The 21,345-nt window shown below is 46.1% G+C and carries 17 protein-coding genes and 1 tRNA gene; 8 read left to right on the forward strand and 10 right to left on the reverse strand.

Annotation, left to right across the window (positions count from 1 at the left end):
* Positions 1-106: 106 nt before the first annotated feature.
* The 4 genes from ABQ275_RS16035 to sppA all read right to left on the reverse strand — a co-directional run bounded on the left by ABQ275_RS16035 (position 107) and on the right by sppA (position 4,254).
* Positions 107-637 (reverse strand): SRPBCC family protein, encoded by a 531-nt coding sequence (locus ABQ275_RS16035; protein ID WP_349314162.1) that lies wholly within the window; start codon positions 635-637, stop codon positions 107-109.
* Positions 638-657: 20 nt separating this feature from the next.
* Entirely contained in the window at positions 658-1,188 is a 531-nt protein-coding gene (locus tag ABQ275_RS16040; RefSeq protein WP_349314163.1) for an SRPBCC family protein, read from the reverse strand.
* Positions 1,189-1,229: 41 nt separating this feature from the next.
* Positions 1,230-2,336, reverse strand: coding sequence for an ABC transporter permease (locus tag ABQ275_RS16045; RefSeq protein WP_349314164.1), 1,107 nt, complete (start codon positions 2,334-2,336; stop codon positions 1,230-1,232).
* Positions 2,337-2,499: 163 nt separating this feature from the next.
* Positions 2,500-4,254 carry a signal peptide peptidase SppA gene (sppA, locus tag ABQ275_RS16050; RefSeq protein WP_349314165.1) on the reverse strand — a complete coding sequence of 585 codons (1,755 nt, stop codon included), beginning with the start codon at positions 4,252-4,254 and terminating at the stop codon, positions 2,500-2,502.
* Between the two features lie 85 nt (positions 4,255-4,339).
* On the opposite strand from sppA, the gene folK reads away from it, so the two are divergent.
* The 3 genes from folK to ABQ275_RS16065 all read left to right on the forward strand — a co-directional run bounded on the left by folK (position 4,340) and on the right by ABQ275_RS16065 (position 7,371).
* Complete coding sequence (folK, locus tag ABQ275_RS16055; RefSeq protein WP_349314166.1) at positions 4,340-4,834, forward strand: 2-amino-4-hydroxy-6-hydroxymethyldihydropteridine diphosphokinase; 495 nt, start codon at positions 4,340-4,342, stop codon at positions 4,832-4,834.
* 63 nt (positions 4,835-4,897) lie between these two features.
* Positions 4,898-5,530, forward strand: a complete 633-nt coding sequence (locus ABQ275_RS16060; protein WP_349314167.1) for a deoxynucleoside kinase — start codon at positions 4,898-4,900, stop codon at positions 5,528-5,530.
* Positions 5,531-5,883: 353 nt separating this feature from the next.
* Positions 5,884-7,371, forward strand: a complete 1,488-nt coding sequence (locus ABQ275_RS16065) for a catalase (protein ID WP_349314168.1) — start codon at positions 5,884-5,886, stop codon at positions 7,369-7,371.
* A 141-nt stretch (positions 7,372-7,512) separates the two neighbouring features.
* Here ABQ275_RS16065 and ABQ275_RS16070 read toward each other — a convergent pair whose 3' ends face one another.
* Complete coding sequence (locus tag ABQ275_RS16070) at positions 7,513-8,748, reverse strand: NAD(P)/FAD-dependent oxidoreductase (RefSeq protein ID WP_349314169.1); 1,236 nt, start codon at positions 8,746-8,748, stop codon at positions 7,513-7,515.
* A 122-nt stretch (positions 8,749-8,870) separates the two neighbouring features.
* Between ABQ275_RS16070 and ABQ275_RS16075 the strand changes: the two genes are divergently transcribed.
* Positions 8,871-11,327, forward strand: a complete 2,457-nt coding sequence (locus ABQ275_RS16075; protein WP_349314170.1) for an MG2 domain-containing protein — start codon at positions 8,871-8,873, stop codon at positions 11,325-11,327.
* Positions 11,328-11,339: 12 nt separating this feature from the next.
* Here ABQ275_RS16075 and ABQ275_RS16080 read toward each other — a convergent pair whose 3' ends face one another.
* On the reverse strand, positions 11,340-12,680 hold the full coding sequence (locus ABQ275_RS16080) for an anaerobic C4-dicarboxylate transporter (RefSeq protein ID WP_349314171.1): 1,341 nt from the start codon (positions 12,678-12,680) through the stop codon (positions 11,340-11,342).
* A gap of 59 nt (positions 12,681-12,739) precedes the next feature.
* On the reverse strand, positions 12,740-14,143 hold the full coding sequence (gene aspA / locus ABQ275_RS16085; protein ID WP_349314172.1) for an aspartate ammonia-lyase: 1,404 nt from the start codon (positions 14,141-14,143) through the stop codon (positions 12,740-12,742).
* Positions 14,144-14,266: 123 nt separating this feature from the next.
* On the opposite strand from aspA, the gene ABQ275_RS16090 reads away from it, so the two are divergent.
* Complete coding sequence (locus ABQ275_RS16090) at positions 14,267-15,370, forward strand: lipase family protein (protein ID WP_349314173.1); 1,104 nt, start codon at positions 14,267-14,269, stop codon at positions 15,368-15,370.
* Here ABQ275_RS16090 and ABQ275_RS16095 read toward each other — a convergent pair.
* On the reverse strand, positions 15,367-15,924 hold the full coding sequence (locus ABQ275_RS16095; RefSeq protein ID WP_349314174.1) for a hypothetical protein: 558 nt from the start codon (positions 15,922-15,924) through the stop codon (positions 15,367-15,369). The two genes, ABQ275_RS16090 and ABQ275_RS16095, sit on opposite strands and share 4 nt — an antisense overlap.
* Before the next feature lie 149 nt (positions 15,925-16,073).
* On the opposite strand from ABQ275_RS16095, the gene ABQ275_RS16100 reads away from it, so the two are divergent.
* Together ABQ275_RS16100 and ABQ275_RS16105 are read left to right on the forward strand one after the other, a co-directional pair.
* A complete protein-coding gene (locus ABQ275_RS16100; protein WP_349314175.1) occupies positions 16,074-16,520 on the forward strand; it encodes a carboxymuconolactone decarboxylase family protein in 447 nt (148 codons plus the stop codon).
* A 12-nt stretch (positions 16,521-16,532) separates the two neighbouring features.
* Positions 16,533-16,967 carry a GNAT family N-acetyltransferase gene (locus ABQ275_RS16105; RefSeq protein WP_349314176.1) on the forward strand — a complete coding sequence of 145 codons (435 nt, stop codon included), beginning with the start codon at positions 16,533-16,535 and terminating at the stop codon, positions 16,965-16,967.
* A gap of 111 nt (positions 16,968-17,078) precedes the next feature.
* On the opposite strand, the gene ABQ275_RS16110 is transcribed toward ABQ275_RS16105, so the two are convergent.
* The gene (locus ABQ275_RS16110) at positions 17,079-18,284 is read right to left on the reverse strand and encodes a hypothetical protein (RefSeq protein ID WP_349314177.1); all 1,206 of its coding nucleotides are present in this window, start codon (positions 18,282-18,284) and stop codon (positions 17,079-17,081) included.
* Positions 18,285-18,696: 412 nt separating this feature from the next.
* Between ABQ275_RS16110 and ABQ275_RS16115 the strand changes: the two genes are divergently transcribed.
* Positions 18,697-18,770: transfer RNA gene (locus tag ABQ275_RS16115), tRNA-His, on the forward strand.
* Between the two features lie 40 nt (positions 18,771-18,810).
* Here the strand turns inward: ABQ275_RS16115 and ABQ275_RS16120 are convergent.
* Positions 18,811-21,279 (reverse strand): DUF4157 domain-containing protein, encoded by a 2,469-nt coding sequence (locus ABQ275_RS16120; RefSeq protein WP_349314178.1) that lies wholly within the window; start codon positions 21,277-21,279, stop codon positions 18,811-18,813.
* Positions 21,280-21,345: the final 66 nt, after the last annotated feature.

Here is a 21,345-nt window from a genome sequence, read left to right on the forward strand (position 1 = left end):
TTGTTGGAAAAAGTGCAGTTTGAGATCGTATAACAATTTAAAACTTAAAATCCGGTGCAAACAATTTAATTGGATAAATGGCAAAATACATCCATATAACTATTCCCTATTTCCGCTCACAGATTTCACTCAGCTTTGTCAGCCCGGCATCCATAGAAGGACCGTAGATCCTGTCGGATACAAAGCCCCGTAGTTTCCACCAGGGCAACATCCCCAGCTTGATCTCCATATGCCAGAAGATGACCGTACCTGCGCCATCGGCAGTGGGCTTGAGTTCAAATCCACCTTTCACGGGCCGCATATTGTCGATATTCATCAGGTAATACACGCCTTTACCGGGCTCACTATCCAGTATGGCCACCTTTCCACTGTTAATCCTGCCCGCCCAGCTGTAGCTCGCGCCGGCCCCGGCAACAGTATCCGTATACATCAGCGTAGCCGTACTATCCGGGCGGCTCCAGGGATTCCAGTTTTCCCATGCCTTCAGGTTACTTACCTGCGCATATACGGTATCCATCGGTGCATAAATAACCCCTGTACGCTGTACCACCGCAGTAGAAGGAAAGACCAATGATAAAAGGAATACAAAAACTCCCAGCATCACGATGCTCAGGAAAAACAACTTTAAAAACCGCATATCTTAATTTGTATTACGGATTAGTGGATGACTAACCCCTTGATGGCCCGCAGACCTTTTTCAAAATCTTTACCAACCCATTTATCCATCATGAGTCCCATTGCTTTCCGCAGCGGATGTTGTCCCATATTACAGGTCATGCTCCAGGTTATCAGTGTACCGCTTGCTACCGGATCAAACCGGAAAGCGCCTTTTGCGGTGCCCATCCCCATGAAATCTATGTCTGTAGCGATGTACTGATCCGGCCTTGACTCCGTAACCGTCATATGGCCTTTGCCCACATTCCGGTTGGTGCTTTCCCAGCTGTAACTGGCGCCTATACCGCTTTCCTTCTCTCCATAAGTGATCTTAACAGAAGGGTCCTGTTCTTTCCAGGGTGACCACAGCTCCCAGTTACGCACCACATTCACTAAGGGAAAGACCTTGGTAACAGGTGCAGGAACCACCAGGGAACGTTCTACTTTTACTACAGGGGATAAAAAGAAGCTGAAAATGAAAAGCCCCAGTACAAGGACGATCAATGCCCCCAGGATAATAAAAAAGGCTTGCATGTAGCTGGATTTAGGTTAGCCAAAGCTAACAAAAAACCAGGCTACTCCCAACGGAATACTTTTACGGCAACGGCATATACCACCACACCCCATAAGGTCAGAATGGCAATATCCCAACCCACATGCCACAGGTGCTGCCCTTCAAAGGCCACTTTACGCAGCGCATCGATCAGGTAAGTCAGCGGCATAATCTTGCAAACCGGCTGCAACCAGGCAGGAAAGGAATCTATCGGGAAAAAAGTACCTGCCAGCAGGAATTGCGGCAGCGTAATAATATTGGCAAGCGGTGGAATGGTGCTTTCATTTTTAGCAATACTGCTCACCACAAAACCGAAACCCATAAATACCAGCAGCCCAAAAACAGACAATACCAGCATTTCCAGGAAGGTAGCAAACCCATGCACCAGTGTAAACCCAAAGGCAAAATGTCCCAGTCCGATGATCACCACGGAGCTGATCAGCTGAAAGGTCATCCGGCTCAGGGCTTCGGCCAGTACAATATAAGTACGCTTGATAGGGGTGGCAAAGAAACGCTTCAGCACCAATGTCTGACGCATGCCGTAAAACAGGAAGGCGGTACCGAATACGGCCGCACTCATTAAAGCAAAGCCCAGTTGTCCGGGCAAAATAAAGTCGATGGTCTTGAACTCCCGGCCCGGTACTTCTTCCGTGGTAAAAGTAGCCACAGTTGGCCGCTCATAAGCTCTTTCGTCCAGCACGCCGGTTACATTCTTCAGCACAGAAAGCAGGATTGCTTTTTTACTGACATCGGAAGCGGTCGAAGTTTTGATATGTACGGTATAGCCGGGTACACTGTCGGCCCCGGTTTTGGGAAGGATATTGAGTATAGCGATAATACGCCCCTTTTTCAGATCATCTTCCATCTCTTCCGCCGGCTGATCAGTAATCAGTTTCAGCGTTTTCACCTGCGTCAGCCCCTTGTAAAACTGGCTGTTGATATCCGTATGCCGGTCTACCCCCACTTTCACAGAAACACTACTGCTGCCTATAAATCCAAATACAAGGATAAATACCAATGGGAAACCCAGGCTGAACACTACTGCGGAAGGACTTCTGAATATTCCTCTTAAACTTCCTTTCGTAATGGCCAACATGGCCCTCCATTGGCTGTACTTCTCTCCATTCATCTGAGCTGTGTTTTTAAAAACCGCGTAAAACTAACACAAAAGAACCAGGATTAAAGGATTATTAGATTTACCAGATGGGTGTTTTGTTGTTTAAAATTTGTTGTTTAAAAATTAAAAACAACAAAACACCCATCTGGTAAATCTAATAATCCTTTAATCCTGGTCAGTTGAAACGATATGTAAAAGGAACCTTCGCTTGTATTTCGCCATGCATTCCCTGTACCGCCTTTACTTGCTGATAAAGGCTGTAGTTGAGGCCCAGTTCCTGTTTCAGGGTGCGTGTTTCTACTTCACCGCTCACACTTTTCAGGAGTTTGGATAGCTTGTCTTTTACTTCAGGATATTCCACCAGCTTGTAAGTGGACAATTTCGCCAGTTTAGCGGCGCATGCCAGGGCATCGTTTACACCACCGATACGGTCTACCAGGCCGAGACGCAGCGCATCCGTGCCGCTCCATACCCGTCCTTGTGCGATGCTGTCCACAATGGCGGGGTCCAGTTTCCTGCCAGCTACCACGCGGGATTTGAAGGAGGCATAAGTGCTGTCTACCCCGTTTTGTATAAAGCGTTTCTCTGCTTCCGTTAAAGGACGGCCAACACTGCCAAGGTCGGCATACTGCGCGGTTTTAACACCGTCGAAAGTTACACCCAGTTTATTTTTGAAGAAGTTCTGCATATTAAACATCACGCCAAATACACCGATAGAACCGGTGAGGGTATTGGGTTGTGCAAAGATGCTGTCGGCCATACAGGAGATGTAATACCCGCCGGATGCGGCATAATCGCCCATAGAAACCACTACCGGCTTCACTTTTTTGGCGAGCGACAATTCCCGCCAGATCACTTCTGACGCCAGGGCGCTACCGCCGCCGGAGTTGACACGGAAAAGGATCGCTTTCACCTTTTTATCTTCCCTTGCCTTACGGATTTCGCGGATATAATTTTCGCTGGCAATGGTGTTATCCCGGTCAGACTCACCACCTATAATATCACCCTGGGCATAGATCAGCGCGATCCTGTTGTCACCGCTGCCATTATCGAGTACCGTAGCTGCGTTGTATTTCAACAGGGTGACCAGGTTAACTTTCTCGTCATTTTTAATCCCGGTTTTACCTTTTAATTCTTCCACTACTTCATCATCATACTTCAAACCATCCACCAGCTTATATTTCAGCGCATCGCCAGGTTCCTGGATCAGGTTTTCGTTGGCATAGCCATGTAAAGTAGCCGTATCTATACGCCGTACTTTGCTGATACCTTGCAGGAAGTTGCCATATAAGTCCCCGAGGAACTGGTTGGTCTGAATACGGTTGGCCTCCGTCATCTGCGTTTCACGCAAAGGTTCGGTCGCACTCTTAAATTTACCGCAATAGAATATTTCGGGTTGTATTTCCAGTTTTTCGAGGGTACCTTTTAAATAGGCCATCTGGCTGGAGAAGCCGGTAAAGTCCACCATTCCCTTGGGGTTAAGGTATATCTTATCCGCCGCTGTGGCCAGGTAGTAGGCGTTTTGGTCCATCACCTCACCGTATGCGTACACGAATTTTTTTGACTGCCGGAAATGAATCAGGGCGTTGCGTAATTCTTCGTTGCTGGCAAAACCATTGGCATTTCCGTTTACCTTTAGATATATGCCTTTGATGTTATCATCATTTTCAGCGTTCTCAATCAGGCGGACCGTCTGGTACAATCCGGGAATCTCTCCTGCTTCATCTTTCATGAGGGCGCCAAGGGGGTTAACCAGCTTCTGTTCATTGTATGTCTGGTTCGTTTCCAGTACCAATACACCATTAGGAGCAATGGTGACCGGTTCGGAGGAGATGGCCTTCCCTATGATCACCAGCAGCACAATGAAGCAAAGCGCGGTGAAAACGACAAATGCCAGGAGGGAGGCAAAGAAAATTTTAAAGAAACGCATACTTTTTAGTTAAGTGAAAGGGAAGTGGAAAGATACATTTTTTCAAAAATAAGGAATATGGCTACTTTTGCCGTTCGGAATATACATGAATACAGCAATATTACTTATAGGTGGCAATTTGGGCGATCGTACCAGGAACCTGCAACAGGCGGTACAACTGATTGCTGCAAATGCCGGGAATATCGTAAAGATTTCCTCCTTATACCAGACAGCTCCCTGGGGATCAGTAGACCAACCGGACTACCTCAACCAGGGTATTCAGATCAGTACAGAGATGGATGCACTAACGCTATTGCATACACTCCTGGAGATAGAACGCAAGATAGGCCGCATCCGCCAGGAAAAATGGGGCTCACGTGTAATTGATATCGACCTGATCTTTTTTAATGACGAAAAAATAGCTTTGCCGGAACTGAAAATACCGCATCCGCAAATGCAACACCGGCAATTTGTACTGGTACCGTTACAGGAGATCATCCCTGACTACGTACATCCCGTATTGCATAAAACAGTAGATGAACTGCTGCGCGAATGTGCGGATGAACTCAGCGCACTTAAAGTAAACCAGGACCAGGATTAAACAGATTTACAGATTAACCTGATGGAACGGTTGCGGTATATAATACTATCTTAAAAATATTACATGCGCTATAAATTCATCACGATAGAGGGCAATATCGGTGCCGGCAAAACCACGCTGGCGAATATGCTGTCCCAACACTTTGCTGCTAAACTGATCCTGGAAGAATTTGCAGACAACCCGTTCCTGCCGCTCTTCTATGATCGTCCGCAACAGTATGCTTTCCCCCTGGAACTGTTCTTTATGGCCGAACGCTATAAACAACTCAAAGAAATGTTGCAGACACAGGATCTTTTCAGCGATGTAGTCATCTCCGACTATCTCTTTATCAAAAGCCTGTTATTCGCTAAAATAAATCTCCCGGAAGAAGAATATTCGCTCTACCAGAAACTCTTTGATATCATCAATCCGCAGCTGGTGCAACCTGAGCTGCTGATATTCCTGAATGCGCCTGTCGATAAACTACAGGAGAATATCAGGAACCGCAACCGCTCCTACGAACAGCAAATCCCCGATGAATACCTCCTCAGTGTACACGATATGTACATGCAATACATCAAACAACACCCCGTACGTACCCTGGTAGTAGATACCACCAAAACAGATTTCCTCCGGCAACCAAAGGCTTTCGAAAACCTGCTGCTGGCACTGGAAAAAGAGTACGACCCCGGTGTGCACTACCTTAAACTGGATTAAGCATTTACGGATTTAGGGATTTACGGATTTAGGGATTTGTAATGCAGTGAAGACATAAGCGAAGATATATTGGTAGCCCGGTGGCTTTAGCCCCGGGCCATTTTTTCTACCAATATATCTTCGCTTATGTCTTCACTGCATTTCTAAATTCCAAAATTCCAAAATCGTAAATCAACAGAATAGATCCTATCTATATAGAAATAGGAATTATAATTTCCGTCTATTGATTAACTCCCCTACATTTGTTATATTCGATTGGAAAATTATCTCCCCGGTAAAAGACTGGCAACATTCTCTTTTTTCAATTGTTTAATTCCTGGTCACGCTATTTCATCACTACTAAAAAGAATATTATGGCTGAAGAAAAAAAGAAACTCACCACTGCTGCCGGCATCCCCTACTTTGAACACGAAAACTCCATGACTGCCGGTCCACGTGGCCCGATCCTGTTGCAGGACTTCATTTTACACGAAAAAATGGCCCATTTCAACAGAGAGCGGATACCAGAAAGAGTAGTGCACGCAAAAGGTTCAGGAGCATATGGCACCTTCACAGTAACCCACGATATTACGGCTTACACCAAAGCAAAAATCTTCAATAAAATAGGCAAACAAACCCGCATGCTGGCCCGCTTCTCCACCGTAGGCGGTGAAAAAGGATCTGCTGATTCCGAACGTGATCCACGCGGATTTGCCCTGAAATTTTATACGGAAGAAGGTAACTGGGACCTGGTTGGCAACAACACACCGGTATTCTTCATAAAAGATCCTAAAAAGTTCAGTGACTTTATCCACACACAAAAGAGAGATCCCCGCACCAACTGCAAAAGTGCGACCATGATGTGGGACTTCTGGAGCCTGAACCCCGAAAGTCTGCACCAGATAGCCACCCTCATGAGCGACCGCGGTACACCTTTCAGTCACCGTCACATGCATGGTTTTGGCAGCCATACCTTCTCTTTCCTCAACGCAAAAAACGAAAGGTTCTATGTGAAATTCCATTTCCTCACCCAACAAGGCATCAAAAACTTCACCGATGCTGAAGCCGGGGAAATGAGAGGAAAAGATCCTGACCACGCACAACGCGACCTCGTGGAAGCCATTGACCGTAAAGACTTCCCCCGCTGGGACCTGAAAATCCAGGTGATGCCGGAAGCAGAAGCGAAAACATATCGCTGGAATCCGTTCGACCTTACCAAAGTATGGCCACATGCTGATTATCCATTGATAGATGTAGGCGTGATGGAACTAAACGAAATCCCCCGTAACTACTTCGCAGACGTAGAACAGGCTGCATTTGCACCTGCACACGTAGTGGATGGTATTGGCTACTCTCCTGATAAAATGCTGCAAGGCCGCCTGCTCTCCTACCCCGATGCACATCGCTACCGCCTGGGTGTAAACTATGAGCAGATCCCGGTAAACAGGTGCCCTTATGCCGTAAATAATTATGAAAGAGATGGCGCGATGCGTGTAGATGGTAACGGTGAAAGTAATCCTAACTACTTCCCCAACAGCTTCGATAACATTGTAGCCGATCCTGCTTACAAAGAACCCGGCCAGGATGTAGACGCCTTGTTTGCCGACTGGTACGACCGTAACGGTCCCGGTGAAGATGATCACTACACACAACCCGGCAACCTGTTCCGTCTCATGACCGCAGAAGAAAAACAAAACACCATTCATAATGTGGTAACCAGTATGAAAGGTATCGATGGTCCTAAAAAAGATGAAATCATCAACAGGCAGCTATGTCATTTCTTCCGTGCTGACATCCAGTGGGGAATGGCTATAGCACAGGGCCTCGGCGTAACAGTAGAGATGCCGGCGCATGCCAAATAATAAAAATTTAGGGATTTTTTGATTTACGAATTTAGGAATTTGAAATGCAGCGAAGATTATCATATATCCCGGGGTTTATCCCCGGTTACCAATATATCTTCGCTGCATTTCAAATTCCTAAATTCGTAAATCAAAAAATCCCTAAATTTTCCCTGCTATTGCCGTTGCCGCCACAAACCCGCTGGTCCAGGCATGCTGGAAGTTAAAACCGCCCGTGATACCGTCTACATCCATTACTTCGCCGGCAAAGAACAGATCGGGTACTAACCGGCTTTCCATCGTAGATGGATCTATTTCACCCAAAGTAATACCGCCACAGGTAACAAATTCCTCTTTAAAGGTTGTTTTCCCTTTCACGGGGAATTCCATATTTACCAATAGTTTCAGCAAACGGTTCTGGTCTTTGGCAGGAAGGTCTGCCCAACGGATATCTTCGTGTATGCCTGCCTGTTGTAACAGGAAATGCCATAGTCGCTGTGGCAGGTTAAAAGGATTCTTATTATATATTTTCTGTTTGCCCAGCTCAAAGCGCAGCGTCTGCCAGTCTTCCCGGAGGGAATGCTCATTATAGGCAGGCAACCAGTTGATAATAGCTGTAAAATTATACTGGATAGCCTGTAGTTCCCTGGCGCCCCAGGCTGATAAACGCAGGATGGCCGGGCCGCTCATGCCCCAGTGTGTGATCAGCAGCGGACCTTTTTCCTGTAGTTTGGTGCCGGCTACCTTCACCTGTGCATCGGTGGCTACACCCATCAAACTGGTAATGGGGTTGCCGGGCATGTTAAAAGTAAAGAGAGAAGGCGCCGGAGGCACAATAGTATGTCCTGTTTGTTCCAGCCAGCTAAACTTGCCGGCCTGGGCATAACCGCCTGCAGCGATGCAAACGTAATCGGCCAGCAGGTGGCGGCCATCCTGCAATTGCAGTTGCCAGCGGCCACTGTCTGTCTTTTCCAGTGCTGTAACTTCTTTATTGGTTTCTACGGTCACCCGGTATTTATCGGCTTCCCGCAGCAGGCAATCGATGATCGTTTGTGAGTTGTCCGTTACCGGAAACATGCGTCCATCCTCTTCTGTCTTCAGTTTCACGCCCCTGTCTGCAAACCAGGCAATGGTATCTGTTACAAAAAAACGGGAGAAAGTCTTCTTTACAAAATTATGTCCGCGGGGATAACGTTTAGCCATATACGGAATATCCGGCGCATGATGGGTAACATTACAACGCCCGCCACCACTCACTTTCACTTTGGATAACAGCTTGCCCGTCTTTTCCAGCAGCACTACTTCCAGCTGCGGACATAAGCGCGCCGCATTCACCGCGCAAAAGAAACCGGCAGCACCACCGCCGGCCACCACTAACTTTTTCTGGATCGAACTCATTAAAATCTTGTTAAAACCTTTGCTTGAACACGCAATAATAACAAACCTGCCGTAATCTTATCGTTTAATCTTCCGAAGTTTATATTTTTGTTATAATATTATATCGGCTCAAAATAGATTTCATGCAATTGCACAATAAGAAGAAAATGAGACGGCATCTTAAATGGATGATTCCTGTTACCCTGCTGACCGGCGTAATGAGTGCACTGGCTATCCTGCCGCCACCCACCGATTGGTCTGACCGTCTTGTACAGGCGTTACAACAGTTCAATACCCGTTACCCACAGGAAAAAGTCTATCTCCACCTGGATAAAGATTATTATGCCGCCGGCGAAACCATCTGGTTCAAAGGCTATGTAACCTTACAGGGACTCCCCGCTGTACAGGCTACCAACCTGTATGTAGAACTGCTTGATAAGAACAATAATATTGTACAGAAGAAGTTATTCGCTATTGGTAATGCGGGTGCTCCGGGTAATTTTGATCTCCCCGAAACCCAAAAGGCCGGCATCTACCAGCTCCGCGCTTATACCTCGTGGATGCTCAACTTTGACCCGGCTTTTACCTACTCCAGAACAATAGAAATATTTGACCCGGCCAAGAAAACGCAGCCCGCAAGTGATACAACTGCCCAGGATTTCTCCGTACAGTTCTTCCCCGAAGGTGGTAACTTCATCACCGGGCAGGCCAATCTCGTTGCCTTTAAGGCCATCGATAACAATGGATACCCTATTGAAGTGACCGGCTCCGTAAAAGGCGGCAAAGGCGCAGCTGTAGCCATTAAAACCCTGCACGACGGAATGGGCACCTTTGAAGTAACACCCGGCTCCACCCAGGATGCTTTCCAGGCAGTGGTAAAAAGCGCCAAAGGACAAAGCAAAACAATCACGCTCCCTGCTGCACAATCAACAGGTGCGTCTCTTAAAGTATACAACAAAGGCGCCCGCATTTTCTATCAGGCAGTGCCGGGCAGCGACAATGATACTTCCCTGAATGAATTGGTGGTGATCGCACAGATGGGCCAGCAGATGGTATACAAAGCATCGCTGGATGTAAGTGAAGGCCGTATCAGCGGCTTTATTCCGGCAGACAGGCTTCCCTCCGGTATCCTCCAGGTAACCCTGTTTGGTAAAAACGGACTGCCACTGGCAGAAAGACTCGCCTTCATACGCAAAAATGACCTGATGCCGCTGGATGTCCTGGAATCCGACGTTCATAGAGAGCCAAGGGCAAAAAGCACCTTTGAACTGCGGTTGCCCGATACCCTGCAATCCAGTATTTCCGTGTCCATTACAGATGCTGATGCCGTACCGGCAGATAAAAATGCCGCCAGCATCGTATCCACTTTCCTGCTGACTTCCGATATCAAAGGATATGTATACAATCCTAACTGGTATTTCCGGGATGAAGATCCTGCTACCCTCCAGGCGCTGGACCTCGTGATGATGACCAACGGATGGCGGCGTTTCAGCTGGGAAAAAATTGCCAGCAATGAATTTCCGGAAATCAAATTCCCCTACGAACAGGGTCTGCTCATGAAAGGCATCGCTACTCTGCCCACCGGCCGGCCGCTGGTAAACGGTAAGCTGGACATGATCATCAAACTGCCGTTGGACAGCTCTTCCATGTTTGCTTCTGCCCCGATCAATGAAAAGGGTGAATTCAGTATGGCCAATATGGTGTTCCCGGATACAGCGTATATCTACTACCAGGGCAATGATCTCGTGAAAAAAGGAGTGGATGTGAGCGTAAAGTTCGATAGCCATTTCTTCGACCGCGCTACGCAGGTAAAAATACCTTATCCCCTGCGCGTACCGCCGGCAGTAGATAATACCGCACTGAAACTCTTCCTGGCCGGTGCATCAGAAAGCAATAAGGTAAACCGCGCTATCAACAACAAAACGGTATATCTCCAGGAAGTAAATGTGAATGCGAAAAAAATTAAACCGGTAGAAACAACAGAACAAAGATATGCATCCGGTATGTTCTCCGGCGGCGATGGTTATACATTTGACCTCACCAAGGAAACACCTACTTCTTACAATATCTTCCAGTACCTCCAATCCAAAGTGGCAGGACTGAATATCACCGGTGATATGAGCAATCCATCCCTGTCATGGCGCGGTGGCAAACCTGGTTTGTACCTCAACGAAATGCAGTCGGATGTAAGTATGCTCAGCACCCTTTCCATCAATGACATTGCACTCATTAAAGTGTTCCGTCCTCCGTTTATGGGTGGCTTCGGCGGTGCTAACGGCGCCATTGCGGTATACACCAAAAAAGGCGGCGACAATGCTGCTACACCTGATCCAAGTATCAAAGGATTCCAGTTGTACAAGAAAGCAGGGTATTCCGTAGTGAAACAATTCTATACACCGGATTACAGCGTTAAAAAAGAAGTACACGCATTACCAGACAGACGCCTCACCCTTTACTGGAACCCGAATGTAGCCATCGATACGCTGACACATACGGCTAAAGTAGAATTCTATAACAACGATTTCTCCAAACGTTTTCGTTTAGTCGTGGAAGGTATTACGGATGAAGGCACCGTAGGAAGACTGGAGCAGGAATATTAGGAGACGAACCCGTCATCCTAATATCCCTGATAAAAAGAAACCCGCTATTACGGAAACGGCTACACTAACAAGCCCGGGTATCATAAAGCTATGGTTCAGCAGGTACTTCCCGAAATGAGTACTGCCCGTGCGGTCAAAATTGACTGCCGCCAGCAGCGTAGGATACCCGGGTAAAACAAAGTCACCATTTACCGCCGGAAACATCGCCACCAGATGCGGCGGAAGAATGCCCAGGGCTACCCCCAGCGGCATCAACGCCTTGGTGGTAGCCGCCTGGCTGAAGAGTAAGATTCCCAACACAAATAAGGCGATGGCAAAAGTCCAGGGGGCTGCCCGCACGATATCACCCAGCGTATGCTCTATAACAAGGGTATTGGTTTGCATAAACGTAGCACTCATCCACACCACACCGAAAACAGCTATTACCGCCTGCGAGCCGGAAGTAAACAACGGCGCTTTGGCCACTTCCGCTGCCGTGGTTTTGCAAAACAATATGATAGCTGCTGCTGCCGATAACATCAACAGCTCTATTACGGTGGCCATTTTTACATGACCTTTCAGATCTATTGCCAGGTTGCTTTTACCTGCTTCGAAAGAAGGCAGCAGATTGGGGTATGCACCCACCAGCACAATCAGCAGCACTACCGTAGCAAAGATCAGTACAGATAATTTAGCCCCTGGCTTCAAAGGCCCATCGCTTTGCCGGATGTCAGTATTGATGTCGGCGGCAAAGACAGGATCTTTCATGCGTTCCAGGAATACCGGATCTTTGTCCAGCTCCTTCCCTTTTTTCCAGCACACCGCCACACCTGCCAGCGTACCGATGATTGTGGCCGGTATACATATTTTCAGGATATACAGCAGATCTGCCTGTCCGTTCAGAATTGTGATCAAAGCCGCCGTAGCAGCAGAAACGGGACTGGCTGTAATAGCCAGATGTGCAGAGATCACTGAAATGCTCAGCGCCCTTTCAGGGCGGATACGCTTTTTGGTGGCTACTTCCGATATAACGGGAAGTAAGGAATAAGTAATATGGGAAGTACCGGCAAACAGGGTAAAGCAATACGTTACCAGTGGACCGAGTAATACAATCAGGGAAGGTTTACTGCGCAGAATCTTTTCTGCCAGCCGCACGAGGTAGTCCATACCTCCTGCGGCCTGCAGCGTAGCAGCGGTAGTTACCACCGCCAGGATAATAAGCATCACATCAATCGGCGGATCAGCCGGCCGCATCCTGAAAACAAAGATATAGACCGCCAGCGCCACCATCCCCATTACACCAAGTCCAATGCCTTTCATGCGGGCTCCCACAAGAATAGCTGCCAATAAAATTGCAAACTCCAACCAGATCATATTGAAAATATGTATGGCTGAAGATACTCAATATCATCAGAAATTATACTATATAGCTACTATTGAATAAACTGTGGTCTGATCATATTTTCAAACGTATAGATCTCATCCCATTTCTGCTGGGTAATAAGTTGCTTTTCTTTTACCACCAGCTCGTGTACTGATTTACCTGACTCCAGTGCTTCCCGTGCTATAAGCGCACATTTTTCGTAACCCAGGATGGGATTCAGTTGTGTAACAATACCAATACTGTTCATCACCATCTGTTTGGTATGTTCTGCATTGGCAGTGATGCCCAGGATACATTTTTCTTTCAGTGTACGACAGGCATTCGTCATATAAGTAATCGCTGTGAAGAGTGCAAAAGAGATCACCGGTTCCATTACATTCAGCTGTAACTGTCCTGCTTCCGCAGCCATGGTAACCGTAAGATCGGCGCCAATCACATAATAGGCGGTCTGATTAACCACTTCCGGAATTACCGGGTTTACTTTACCAGGCATGATAGAAGATCCGGGTTGCATAGCCGGCAGATTAATTTCGTGTAGCCCTGTCCGTGGACCGGAAGACAAGAGTCTTAAATCATTACATATTTTAGAAACCTTAACGGCTGTACGTTTCAACACACCGGATAATTGCACATACGCGCCGGCATCATTGGTGGCTTCGATCAGGTTTTCGGCCAGCACAAGATCCAGTCCGGTCACTTCCCGCAGGTATTCCGTAACCAGTTCGGCATATCCATGCGGTGCATTTACGCGCGTACCAATAGCTGTAGCGCCCATATTTATTTCGGATATCAGGCGCTTACTGTCTTCTACCCTCGATAACTCTTCATGCAGATTAATAGCAAATGCATGAAACTCATCGCCCAGGCTCATAGGCACAGCGTCCTGTAATTGGGTACGACCCATTTTAAGTACATCCTTGAACTCTTCTCCCTTGGTATTAAACGCAAGCGACAGGTCGCCCAGCACATCTTTGTAAACATTCAACTTAAGGATAAGAGCGATTCTGAAGGCAGTAGGATAAGCATCGTTTGTAGACTGTGAACAGTTCACATGATTATTTGGATGACAGTAATCATAATCTCCCTTTTCCTTTCCCATCATTTCCAGTGCAACATTCGCAATAACTTCATTGGCATTCATATTCACCGAAGTACCAGCGCCCCCCTGAATAAGATCGCTCAGAAATTGGTTATCAAACTCTCCGTTGATAACACGATCACACGCCCTGATAATAAATCCGGCTATATTTTTATCCAGCACCCCCAGATCGCGGTTAGCCATAGCAGCGGCTTTCTTCACATAGCCGAGGCTTTTCACAAATATAGGTTCTACCATCAGCGGAATACCGGTAATATGAAAATTTTCCAGTGCACGCAGTGTTTGAATGCCATAGTAAACATCCTGCGGTAGTTCCTTCTCACCCAGGAAATCAGACTCTATCCTTTTCGACATAACATAAAATTTAGGGCCAAAAGTTAAATGGTTTAAATACGGCCATCAGAATAATTTTTGTAATTTCATTTAAAACAAATCGATCATACGATCATTACCAACCCGCAATCTCGCCATTTATTTATGATGTTCCGAATTTCACTGCTCAGTTTCCTGTTTTTATTTTTTTTGGGAGATAAAATCTTCGCACAACATCTGACTCCTTACTTCCACGCAGCAGAATATGGAGAGCTACTGAAAATGATAGATCGCCTGGGCGATACTCCCTGGACAAAAGTTACCTCCACCGCACCCCGGGACTGCGAACTGACATACCGTTCCGCAGAAGCAGGACTTGCTAACCGCTGGGATCTCTGGCTGAATAAAAAAGAACGTATAGGCTTTATCGTGATAAGGGGTACTGATAACACGACAACTTCCTGGATGGAAAACTTCTACGCAGGCATGATCAGTGCACAAGGCACATTAAAACTGGACGACAGTACTAACTTCCCTTATAAAGTGGCAGCAGACAGCAAAGCATATGTACACGCAGGCTGGATGCTGGGGCTGGCAGCCATGGCGCCGGAAATGGTCAACAAGATAAAGGACTGCTACCGGCAAGGGATACACGAATTTGTGATTGCCGGCCATAGTCAGGGTGGCGCTATTGCCTTCCTCGCACGCTCCTACTTTCAATACCTGGATGACCTGCCAAAAGATATTGTATTTAAAACCTATTGCAGTGCAGCACCTAAACCGGGCAATCTCTTCTACGCATACGACTTTGACTTTATAACCCGCGATGGCTGGGGGCTGCGGGTGGTAAATGCGCGCGACTGGGTACCGGAAGTGCCCTTCTCCCTGCAAACAACAAAAGACTTCAACACCGCAAATCCTTTCACAAATATTAAAGGCGCCATAAAAAAACAGAAATTCCCCGTACATATAGCATTGGGATACGCCTACGGAAGATTGGACCGCCCCTCTAAAAGGGCCAGTCGCCGCATGCAGCGTGTGCTGGGCAAAATGGTGTATACCCGCGTAAAAAAGGTCCTGCCGGAGTATGAGATGCCCGTTTTTGTAAACAGCCACAATTATACCCCCGCAGGTTCACCAGTTATCTTGTACCCCGTAGCGGGCTATGATGAAAAATTTAAAACAGACGGCAATCACATCTTCATACATCATATGCCGGCGCCTTACCGCTGGTTATTGCAACAGATTTATCAGGTAGATCCGAACTAATCGTTGCCGCTTTTATCACCGGTAAACCAGTGTTCCTTGTCTCTGAACAATACATTGAAAGTGGTGAGGGAACCATAGATACGGGTGATGTATTGCTGCATATTGATCTTCTCTTCATCTGTCAGCACTTTGTGGCTGTTGATGTTCTGTTCCAGTACACGCAGCCGGTCACGCAGCATCACAATTTTATGAAAGAAGGTTTCAATAGGCAACTCCTTTGCTTTCAACGTAGTGTCGCCGGGTTGTAATACAAGCGTACCGTTTCTCCAGCGGTCGCCCAGCGGCACTACCTCTGTAATACCGCCCCACAGGCGCAGTATTTTCAACAAAGACGTTTCCACATCTGATGTTGTTTCTACTTCCGGCGTTTCATTTTCTGCCACCAGCACTTCAAACAGGTGATCTGTTTTATCAATCATCTTAATACCATGGTCTATAAATGCCACACGGTATTGCGCATACTTTACGCCCACAACCACGCCCGGACCAAAATGCGCATGTTGTACCCTTGATCCGATCCCGAGTGTTAGTTCTTCCATCTTTTTTTTCTTCAAACATAAGTATTACTTACGATAGCTACAGCCCCAAATTTATGACCGGATAACAGCTGGACTATTGACCAATTTAAAAGTGGACTAGTACGCCTACTTCCGCAATAATTACTTTTACATGGTAAATTATTCAACACATAAATCAATTAGGAATGAAAGAACGATTTCTCATGAAAACAGTGCAACCCGGGGCCTTTACCGCTATGATGGCAATGGAGAAATACATCGCTACAACGGGCATAGATCCATTGCATAAAGAACTGATCAAAATAAGAGCATCACAAATAAATGGATGTGGTTATTGCCTTGACTTGCACACAAAAGATGCCCGTAAACTGGGAGAAACAGAGCAAAGGCTGTACCTGTTAAGCGTTTGGCGGGAGGCGCCTCAGTTCAGCGAAGCAGAAAAAACCATCCTGGCGATGACAGAAGAGGTTACACTCATCAGTCAGAAAGGGCTTACAGATGAAACGTATGAACAGGCCGTGCATCACTTCGGGCAGGAAGGTACGGCGCAACTGATCATGGCAATTATCGCTATCAATGCCTGGAACCGCATCGGCATTTCTTCCCACAGGATTCCAGGTGAACACTATTAAAATGCAGTCAAAATGAGATCTGTTCAGACAGCATCTGATGATGCGTCTCTGCTGGCATGCCAGGATGTAATCCTCACATTACGGCCACATATCCAGCCAGGAACGCTGATAGTACAAATAAAGGAAATGCAGCAAACAGGCTACCGGATCATTTATCTTACAGCGGATGATGATCCATCAAAAGTGGTGGCCTTCGCGGGTTATCGGCATAAACAAACCCTCCATTCAGGAAAGTTTATTTATATAGACGACCTCGCCACCTTACCGGAGTACCGTAAACAGGGCTATTCATCGTTACTCCTCTATCATATCCGGGAACTAGCCGCAAACGAAGGACTAAAGGTAGTGCAACTGGACTCAGGGCATAGTCTGGCACCTGCACACCGCTTATACTTTCAACAAGGCTATTATATTTCGGCGCATCATTTTACACTGAATATTTTTTGATTTACGATTTTGGAATTTAGGAATTTAGAAATGCAGCGAAGATCAAATGTGATACAAGTTGAAATTTTAATCTCCGTTGCATTTCTAAATTCCAAAATCGTAAATCGTAAATCACTCCTTTACTTTATTCAGAAAGAAGGACAATTTAAATAATAGTTCGTCCTGCAAACCTGCACGCAGCTTGGCTTCCTCGTCGGTAATACCTAACCGGCGTAAACGCTGATAATATACATAGGAGCCACCTATCAGTTCCAGGCACTCTTGTATTTTGCGTTGCACTTCGGCGTCTTTAGTACGTTTTTCAAATTCTTTTTTAGTGAGAATTTTATCGACGAAGTAGAAGTTATCTTTATCTTCTACCCACTTGTTGCCGTCGCGATGTTGCGGTTTATATACTTCCAGGTAGCAGTTATCCAGTTTCAATACCGATCCGAATTCAGCACGGATATCAATCACTGTAGGCTTTTCCGCTGCGGGATTGGCCAGGCGTTTTTTAATATGGTTACTGATTTCCACACCCAGTTCATCACTGCTCATCAGGATCTGGTTCAGTTCAGAAAATTCCAGGCTGATGGTAATGCGGGTATAACTTCTTCCGATTTTGATCTTTCCAAAAAGGCTCGGTGTAGTTTGTTCATCAAAGATGATGTCTTCCACCTGTACTTTGGTGATCGTTTTATAATCGGGTTTGTAGCCTTCTTCGGAAGGTGTAGCGCGTTTGTTGACCAGTCTGGCTGTTTCCTGTCTGCGGGTATGCTGAATATAATCATCGATGAAACGCAGTTCATGTTTTTTCAGTTTGGCGTATAACTCGTGTGTGGAGTAATTATTCATTTTACTCAACAGCGTCAGGTCATTCCAACTGTGGAAATGATGCATTTTTTTCAGTTCCTCGAGGATATCAGTTGCGGCCATGGTACGGCGATAATATAGCTCTCCTACCAGGAATAACGCGTATTCCTGCGCCGGGTAGCCCAGTTCCGGGAGCACATCATAAGGACTTCTTTTTTGCTCTCTTGCACTTTCCAGTAACTCTATATCAGACATAACAGGTGCCAACAGATATTTACGCGCGGCCGACCGTAGTTTTTTACTTACGTAATCCAATAGCTGGTCACTCACATGACTATGATGTACAAAATCATGCAGAATTTGTACAAAACGGCGCGATGTAGGTAATCCAAACTGTGTAAGAATATCATTCTCCAGGTCCAGCACATCCTCACTCCCAGGCTCCTCTTTTCCAGGTTTCACCCGTTGGTCCATTTGCTGGTAACGCTGATAGTACTCCTGTAATTTCAGTTTAAGCTGATCCATAATATGTATACAATTAATAGTTAAATACTTTTTAAAAACACGACTTCTAAGGGGAATGTCATTTTTTCTTGCATCCGGGTCAACACATGACCCTTTGCAGGACATAGAAAGCCTGAAACCAGGTTTTGTCCGATGCCACATTCATAACATCATGCTGATATTCAATAACTTATAAAAATGGGAATTGTAATGGGAAGTGCGCAAAGATACCACTTTTCACGAAGAGGACAAAAACCTGGAAGCCTGGTTGAACTGTTTTTACAACAGTGGAAAAAAGAGGGCTCACTTGTTGTTTTTCTTCATATATAACCCCCTGAAAAAATATTTCTGAAAGTATTTGGAATTTAAAAAAGGTTTGCGTTATCTTTGCACTCCCAACAACGAAATAACACTCGAAAAAGGGACGAAAACGGTGGTTGTAGCTCAGTTGGTTAGAGCATCAGATTGTGGTTCTGAGGGTCGGGGGTTCGAGACCCCTCAATCACCCGAAAAGTAAAAAAGGCTTCTGTAAAAAGAAGCCTTTTTTTTATTTAGGCTGGTCTTCGGTACGGAAGGTTTTAATCACCCGGCCTCCATATCTTACAGATATTTGCACTTTCCTGTTTTTCCTGCTTTTGTTACTTTGGCTCCATTTTTTCCTAATTCTTTTTTCACCTGCTAAAGGGATAGCTCCCGGTCTGCCTGCTCTGCCACCCTTTACAGCTATGCGGTAATGCGGCAGGTCTGACCCTGGTAATGAAGGTCCTGGCGGCAGTGATAAAGATGGTTGTGGTACGGGCCCCAGCGGTAGTAGTACAGGTGTGTTGGACTGCTGTCCGCTATAGGTACCTGCGAATACGCCCTCATCCCGCTCCGAGGAGATATTTATTACTATGGTAGGCGGCAAAAACTGTAATAGCTGTTGAAAAGCAGCTTGTGTATTTGATGCAAAAGGATTTGATGCAAAGTTATTTACAACCGTCAACGCAATGTTTTGATATACCGGATTTCTGAAGGATTCCAGGAACCGCGCAGGTGCATCTTCCTGGTATAACCTGTAAGCCGGAAGAAGCGCCCGGTCATTATTGACGGCACTACCTCCGATATTTTGCTGAAGCTGACGTTCCAGCTTTACGGTCTCTATCTTGCTGGCCAGTTTATCCACCACCTTCCCTGTTAAGGTATAAAAACTAACCCTGATAGGACTTGTATCGGGAATATTTCCCAATGATTTATGTGCACCATGGGTAGCAATATCAATAATGATCTTCTCTGCAAATACGCGCAGGTATGCTCCTTCCGTATAAAACCGGACCCGGAGCTTGCCGACATCCTCTTTCTCCCATTTTTTTATCTGGTTTTCATATGGTATCATGTGGGAATTAACAGCATATAACCCCGCTACGAGATTGCCGCCTTGCGTTTTTCCACCTATCTGCGACGCCCTGATGTGCAGCCATTCCCAGTTTTGCGATAAATCAAATTTCTGACCATAAAACTGGTTGGCAAAAGCTGCTGCACCTAATGCATTCCAGTTATTCATGGCTTTTGCCTGTCCTTCTCCTCGTCCTTTCGTAACAAAACTACTCACCCATCCCTCTGAACCCGGTTGGGGTAAGCTCTTAAATGATTCCTCCAATGATGCCATATCCCTGCCACCGAAATCATCTTTATGATATTTACTTGCCGCTCTTACACGTGCATTCTTTGATCTCCGCAATCTTTGTTCAGAAAAATATACAGCATCATCCAGCGTCACCACATTTTCCTGATCATGCAATACCTGTTGCCGGATCCGCTCAAGGCTTTCAGCATCCCTATGTAGCACCTTCACATCACTATATTTAGCATAATCTTTTGGATCAACACCTACTTTCTTCAGCAGGTCTTCTTTCGACTGTCCCTCTTCCAAAGCCAGTTTACCAACAGCCCTGGGGCTTCTGTTACTGCTTCCCCCTTCCCAATATTTCGGCCCTCCCAGGTTCGCCACTTCAATTAAACGTTGCTGAAGAAAGAGCAATGCAGGTTTCACCTTTTTCAGATTTCCATCTCCATCCATTTGCCATATCTGTCCAAAGCTCGTATTGTAGTCCTGGATGCTCCGGATATTACCCACTATCATTTCCGTAGAAATACCCGGTACTACCTCCGTTGCATTCTGGTGCATTTCAAGAAAAGCTAACAGGCCATCATAGTCTGCAAAAAAATGTACATTCCTGCCACTTTTACCCAAATAACCTACTTCTTTATTTGTTTCTGAGTCTTCGTAAATGTTATTATCTACGTCTTTTAAGATCACCTCTCTCTGAACGGGCAACTGGGCACTGCTCCCAGCGGGCGCACTACCAGAAAGGGCAACGGGATTAAACCGCCCAACCGGCCCTGCCAGGGCCTTTTCCCCCATCAGGCTCGCTTCTTTCTCCAACGCACTATCATCATTCACTCCCCATCCCTTCATTTGCATGGTGGGTTTTACACGGCCCTGCTTTTGCTGTACCACATGCCAGGCCTCATGCGGCAAATGTTTTTCCTGCCCCGAAGCTATGTGAATAGTTGTTCCCTGCGCATAAGCATGCGCCTGAAGTTGCGCCGGTTTATCCGAATTATAATGCACTTTTACATCATCCATCGCATAGCCTGAAAAGCTTTCTATTCCTGATTTCAGGTTATCCGGTAAACCCGTATCATTTCTTTTTAACTGAAAGGGTGCTTTCTCCGGCAATGATAATTCCTCCTCAACAGGTTGTCTTTGCAGCATAGATTTACCCTGGAGATGAATATCTGCTGTCATAGTTGATAATTGCACAGCACCTTTTTGCGGTTCAAAAGGTTTCATTTGCAGGTAGTCCTTTTGATCCTCCTTTCTTTGAATCAGCGATTTTCCATAAGACGGTGCTTCTTCCACCTGTTGAAAAGAGGACACAGCCGGTAATGAAATACCGGATAAGGAAACATGATGGGCTGCCGGATAACCGGTGCTGGTACTGGATCTTACCTGTTCGTTATTTTGAGACATAGAAGAAGGATACTATGTTATAGGAGAAGATTCTGATATCAATTTACAAAAAGAAATACAATCAAT

Origin of the sequence: Chitinophaga sp. MM2321 (genome assembly GCF_964033635.1) — a bacterium.
Taxonomy (GTDB): Bacteria; Bacteroidota; Bacteroidia; order Chitinophagales; family Chitinophagaceae; genus Chitinophaga.

Bases quoted from the DNA above. Each gene is read 5' to 3' on its own strand.
- ABQ275_RS16035 (WP_349314162.1), bottom strand. From the start codon at position 637: ATGCGGTTTTTAAAGTTGTTTTTCCTGAGCATCGTGATGCTGGGAGTT.
- ABQ275_RS16040 (WP_349314163.1), bottom strand. From the start codon at position 1,188: ATGCAAGCCTTTTTTATTATCCTGGGGGCATTGATCGTCCTTGTACTG.
- ABQ275_RS16045 (WP_349314164.1), bottom strand. From the start codon at position 2,336: ATGAATGGAGAGAAGTACAGCCAATGGAGGGCCATGTTGGCCATTACG.
- sppA (WP_349314165.1), bottom strand. From the start codon at position 4,254: ATGCGTTTCTTTAAAATTTTCTTTGCCTCCCTCCTGGCATTTGTCGTT.
- folK (WP_349314166.1), top strand. From the start codon at position 4,340: ATGAATACAGCAATATTACTTATAGGTGGCAATTTGGGCGATCGTACC.
- ABQ275_RS16060 (WP_349314167.1), top strand. From the start codon at position 4,898: ATGCGCTATAAATTCATCACGATAGAGGGCAATATCGGTGCCGGCAAA.
- ABQ275_RS16065 (WP_349314168.1), top strand. From the start codon at position 5,884: ATGGCTGAAGAAAAAAAGAAACTCACCACTGCTGCCGGCATCCCCTAC.
- ABQ275_RS16070 (WP_349314169.1), bottom strand. From the start codon at position 8,748: ATGAGTTCGATCCAGAAAAAGTTAGTGGTGGCCGGCGGTGGTGCTGCC.
- ABQ275_RS16075 (WP_349314170.1), top strand. From the start codon at position 8,871: ATGCAATTGCACAATAAGAAGAAAATGAGACGGCATCTTAAATGGATG.
- ABQ275_RS16080 (WP_349314171.1), bottom strand. From the start codon at position 12,680: ATGATCTGGTTGGAGTTTGCAATTTTATTGGCAGCTATTCTTGTGGGA.
- aspA (WP_349314172.1), bottom strand. From the start codon at position 14,143: ATGTCGAAAAGGATAGAGTCTGATTTCCTGGGTGAGAAGGAACTACCG.
- ABQ275_RS16090 (WP_349314173.1), top strand. From the start codon at position 14,267: ATGATGTTCCGAATTTCACTGCTCAGTTTCCTGTTTTTATTTTTTTTG.
- ABQ275_RS16100 (WP_349314175.1), top strand. From the start codon at position 16,074: ATGAAAGAACGATTTCTCATGAAAACAGTGCAACCCGGGGCCTTTACC.
- ABQ275_RS16105 (WP_349314176.1), top strand. From the start codon at position 16,533: ATGAGATCTGTTCAGACAGCATCTGATGATGCGTCTCTGCTGGCATGC.
- ABQ275_RS16110 (WP_349314177.1), bottom strand. From the start codon at position 18,284: ATGGATCAGCTTAAACTGAAATTACAGGAGTACTATCAGCGTTACCAG.
- ABQ275_RS16120 (WP_349314178.1), bottom strand. From the start codon at position 21,279: ATGTCTCAAAATAACGAACAGGTAAGATCCAGTACCAGCACCGGTTAT.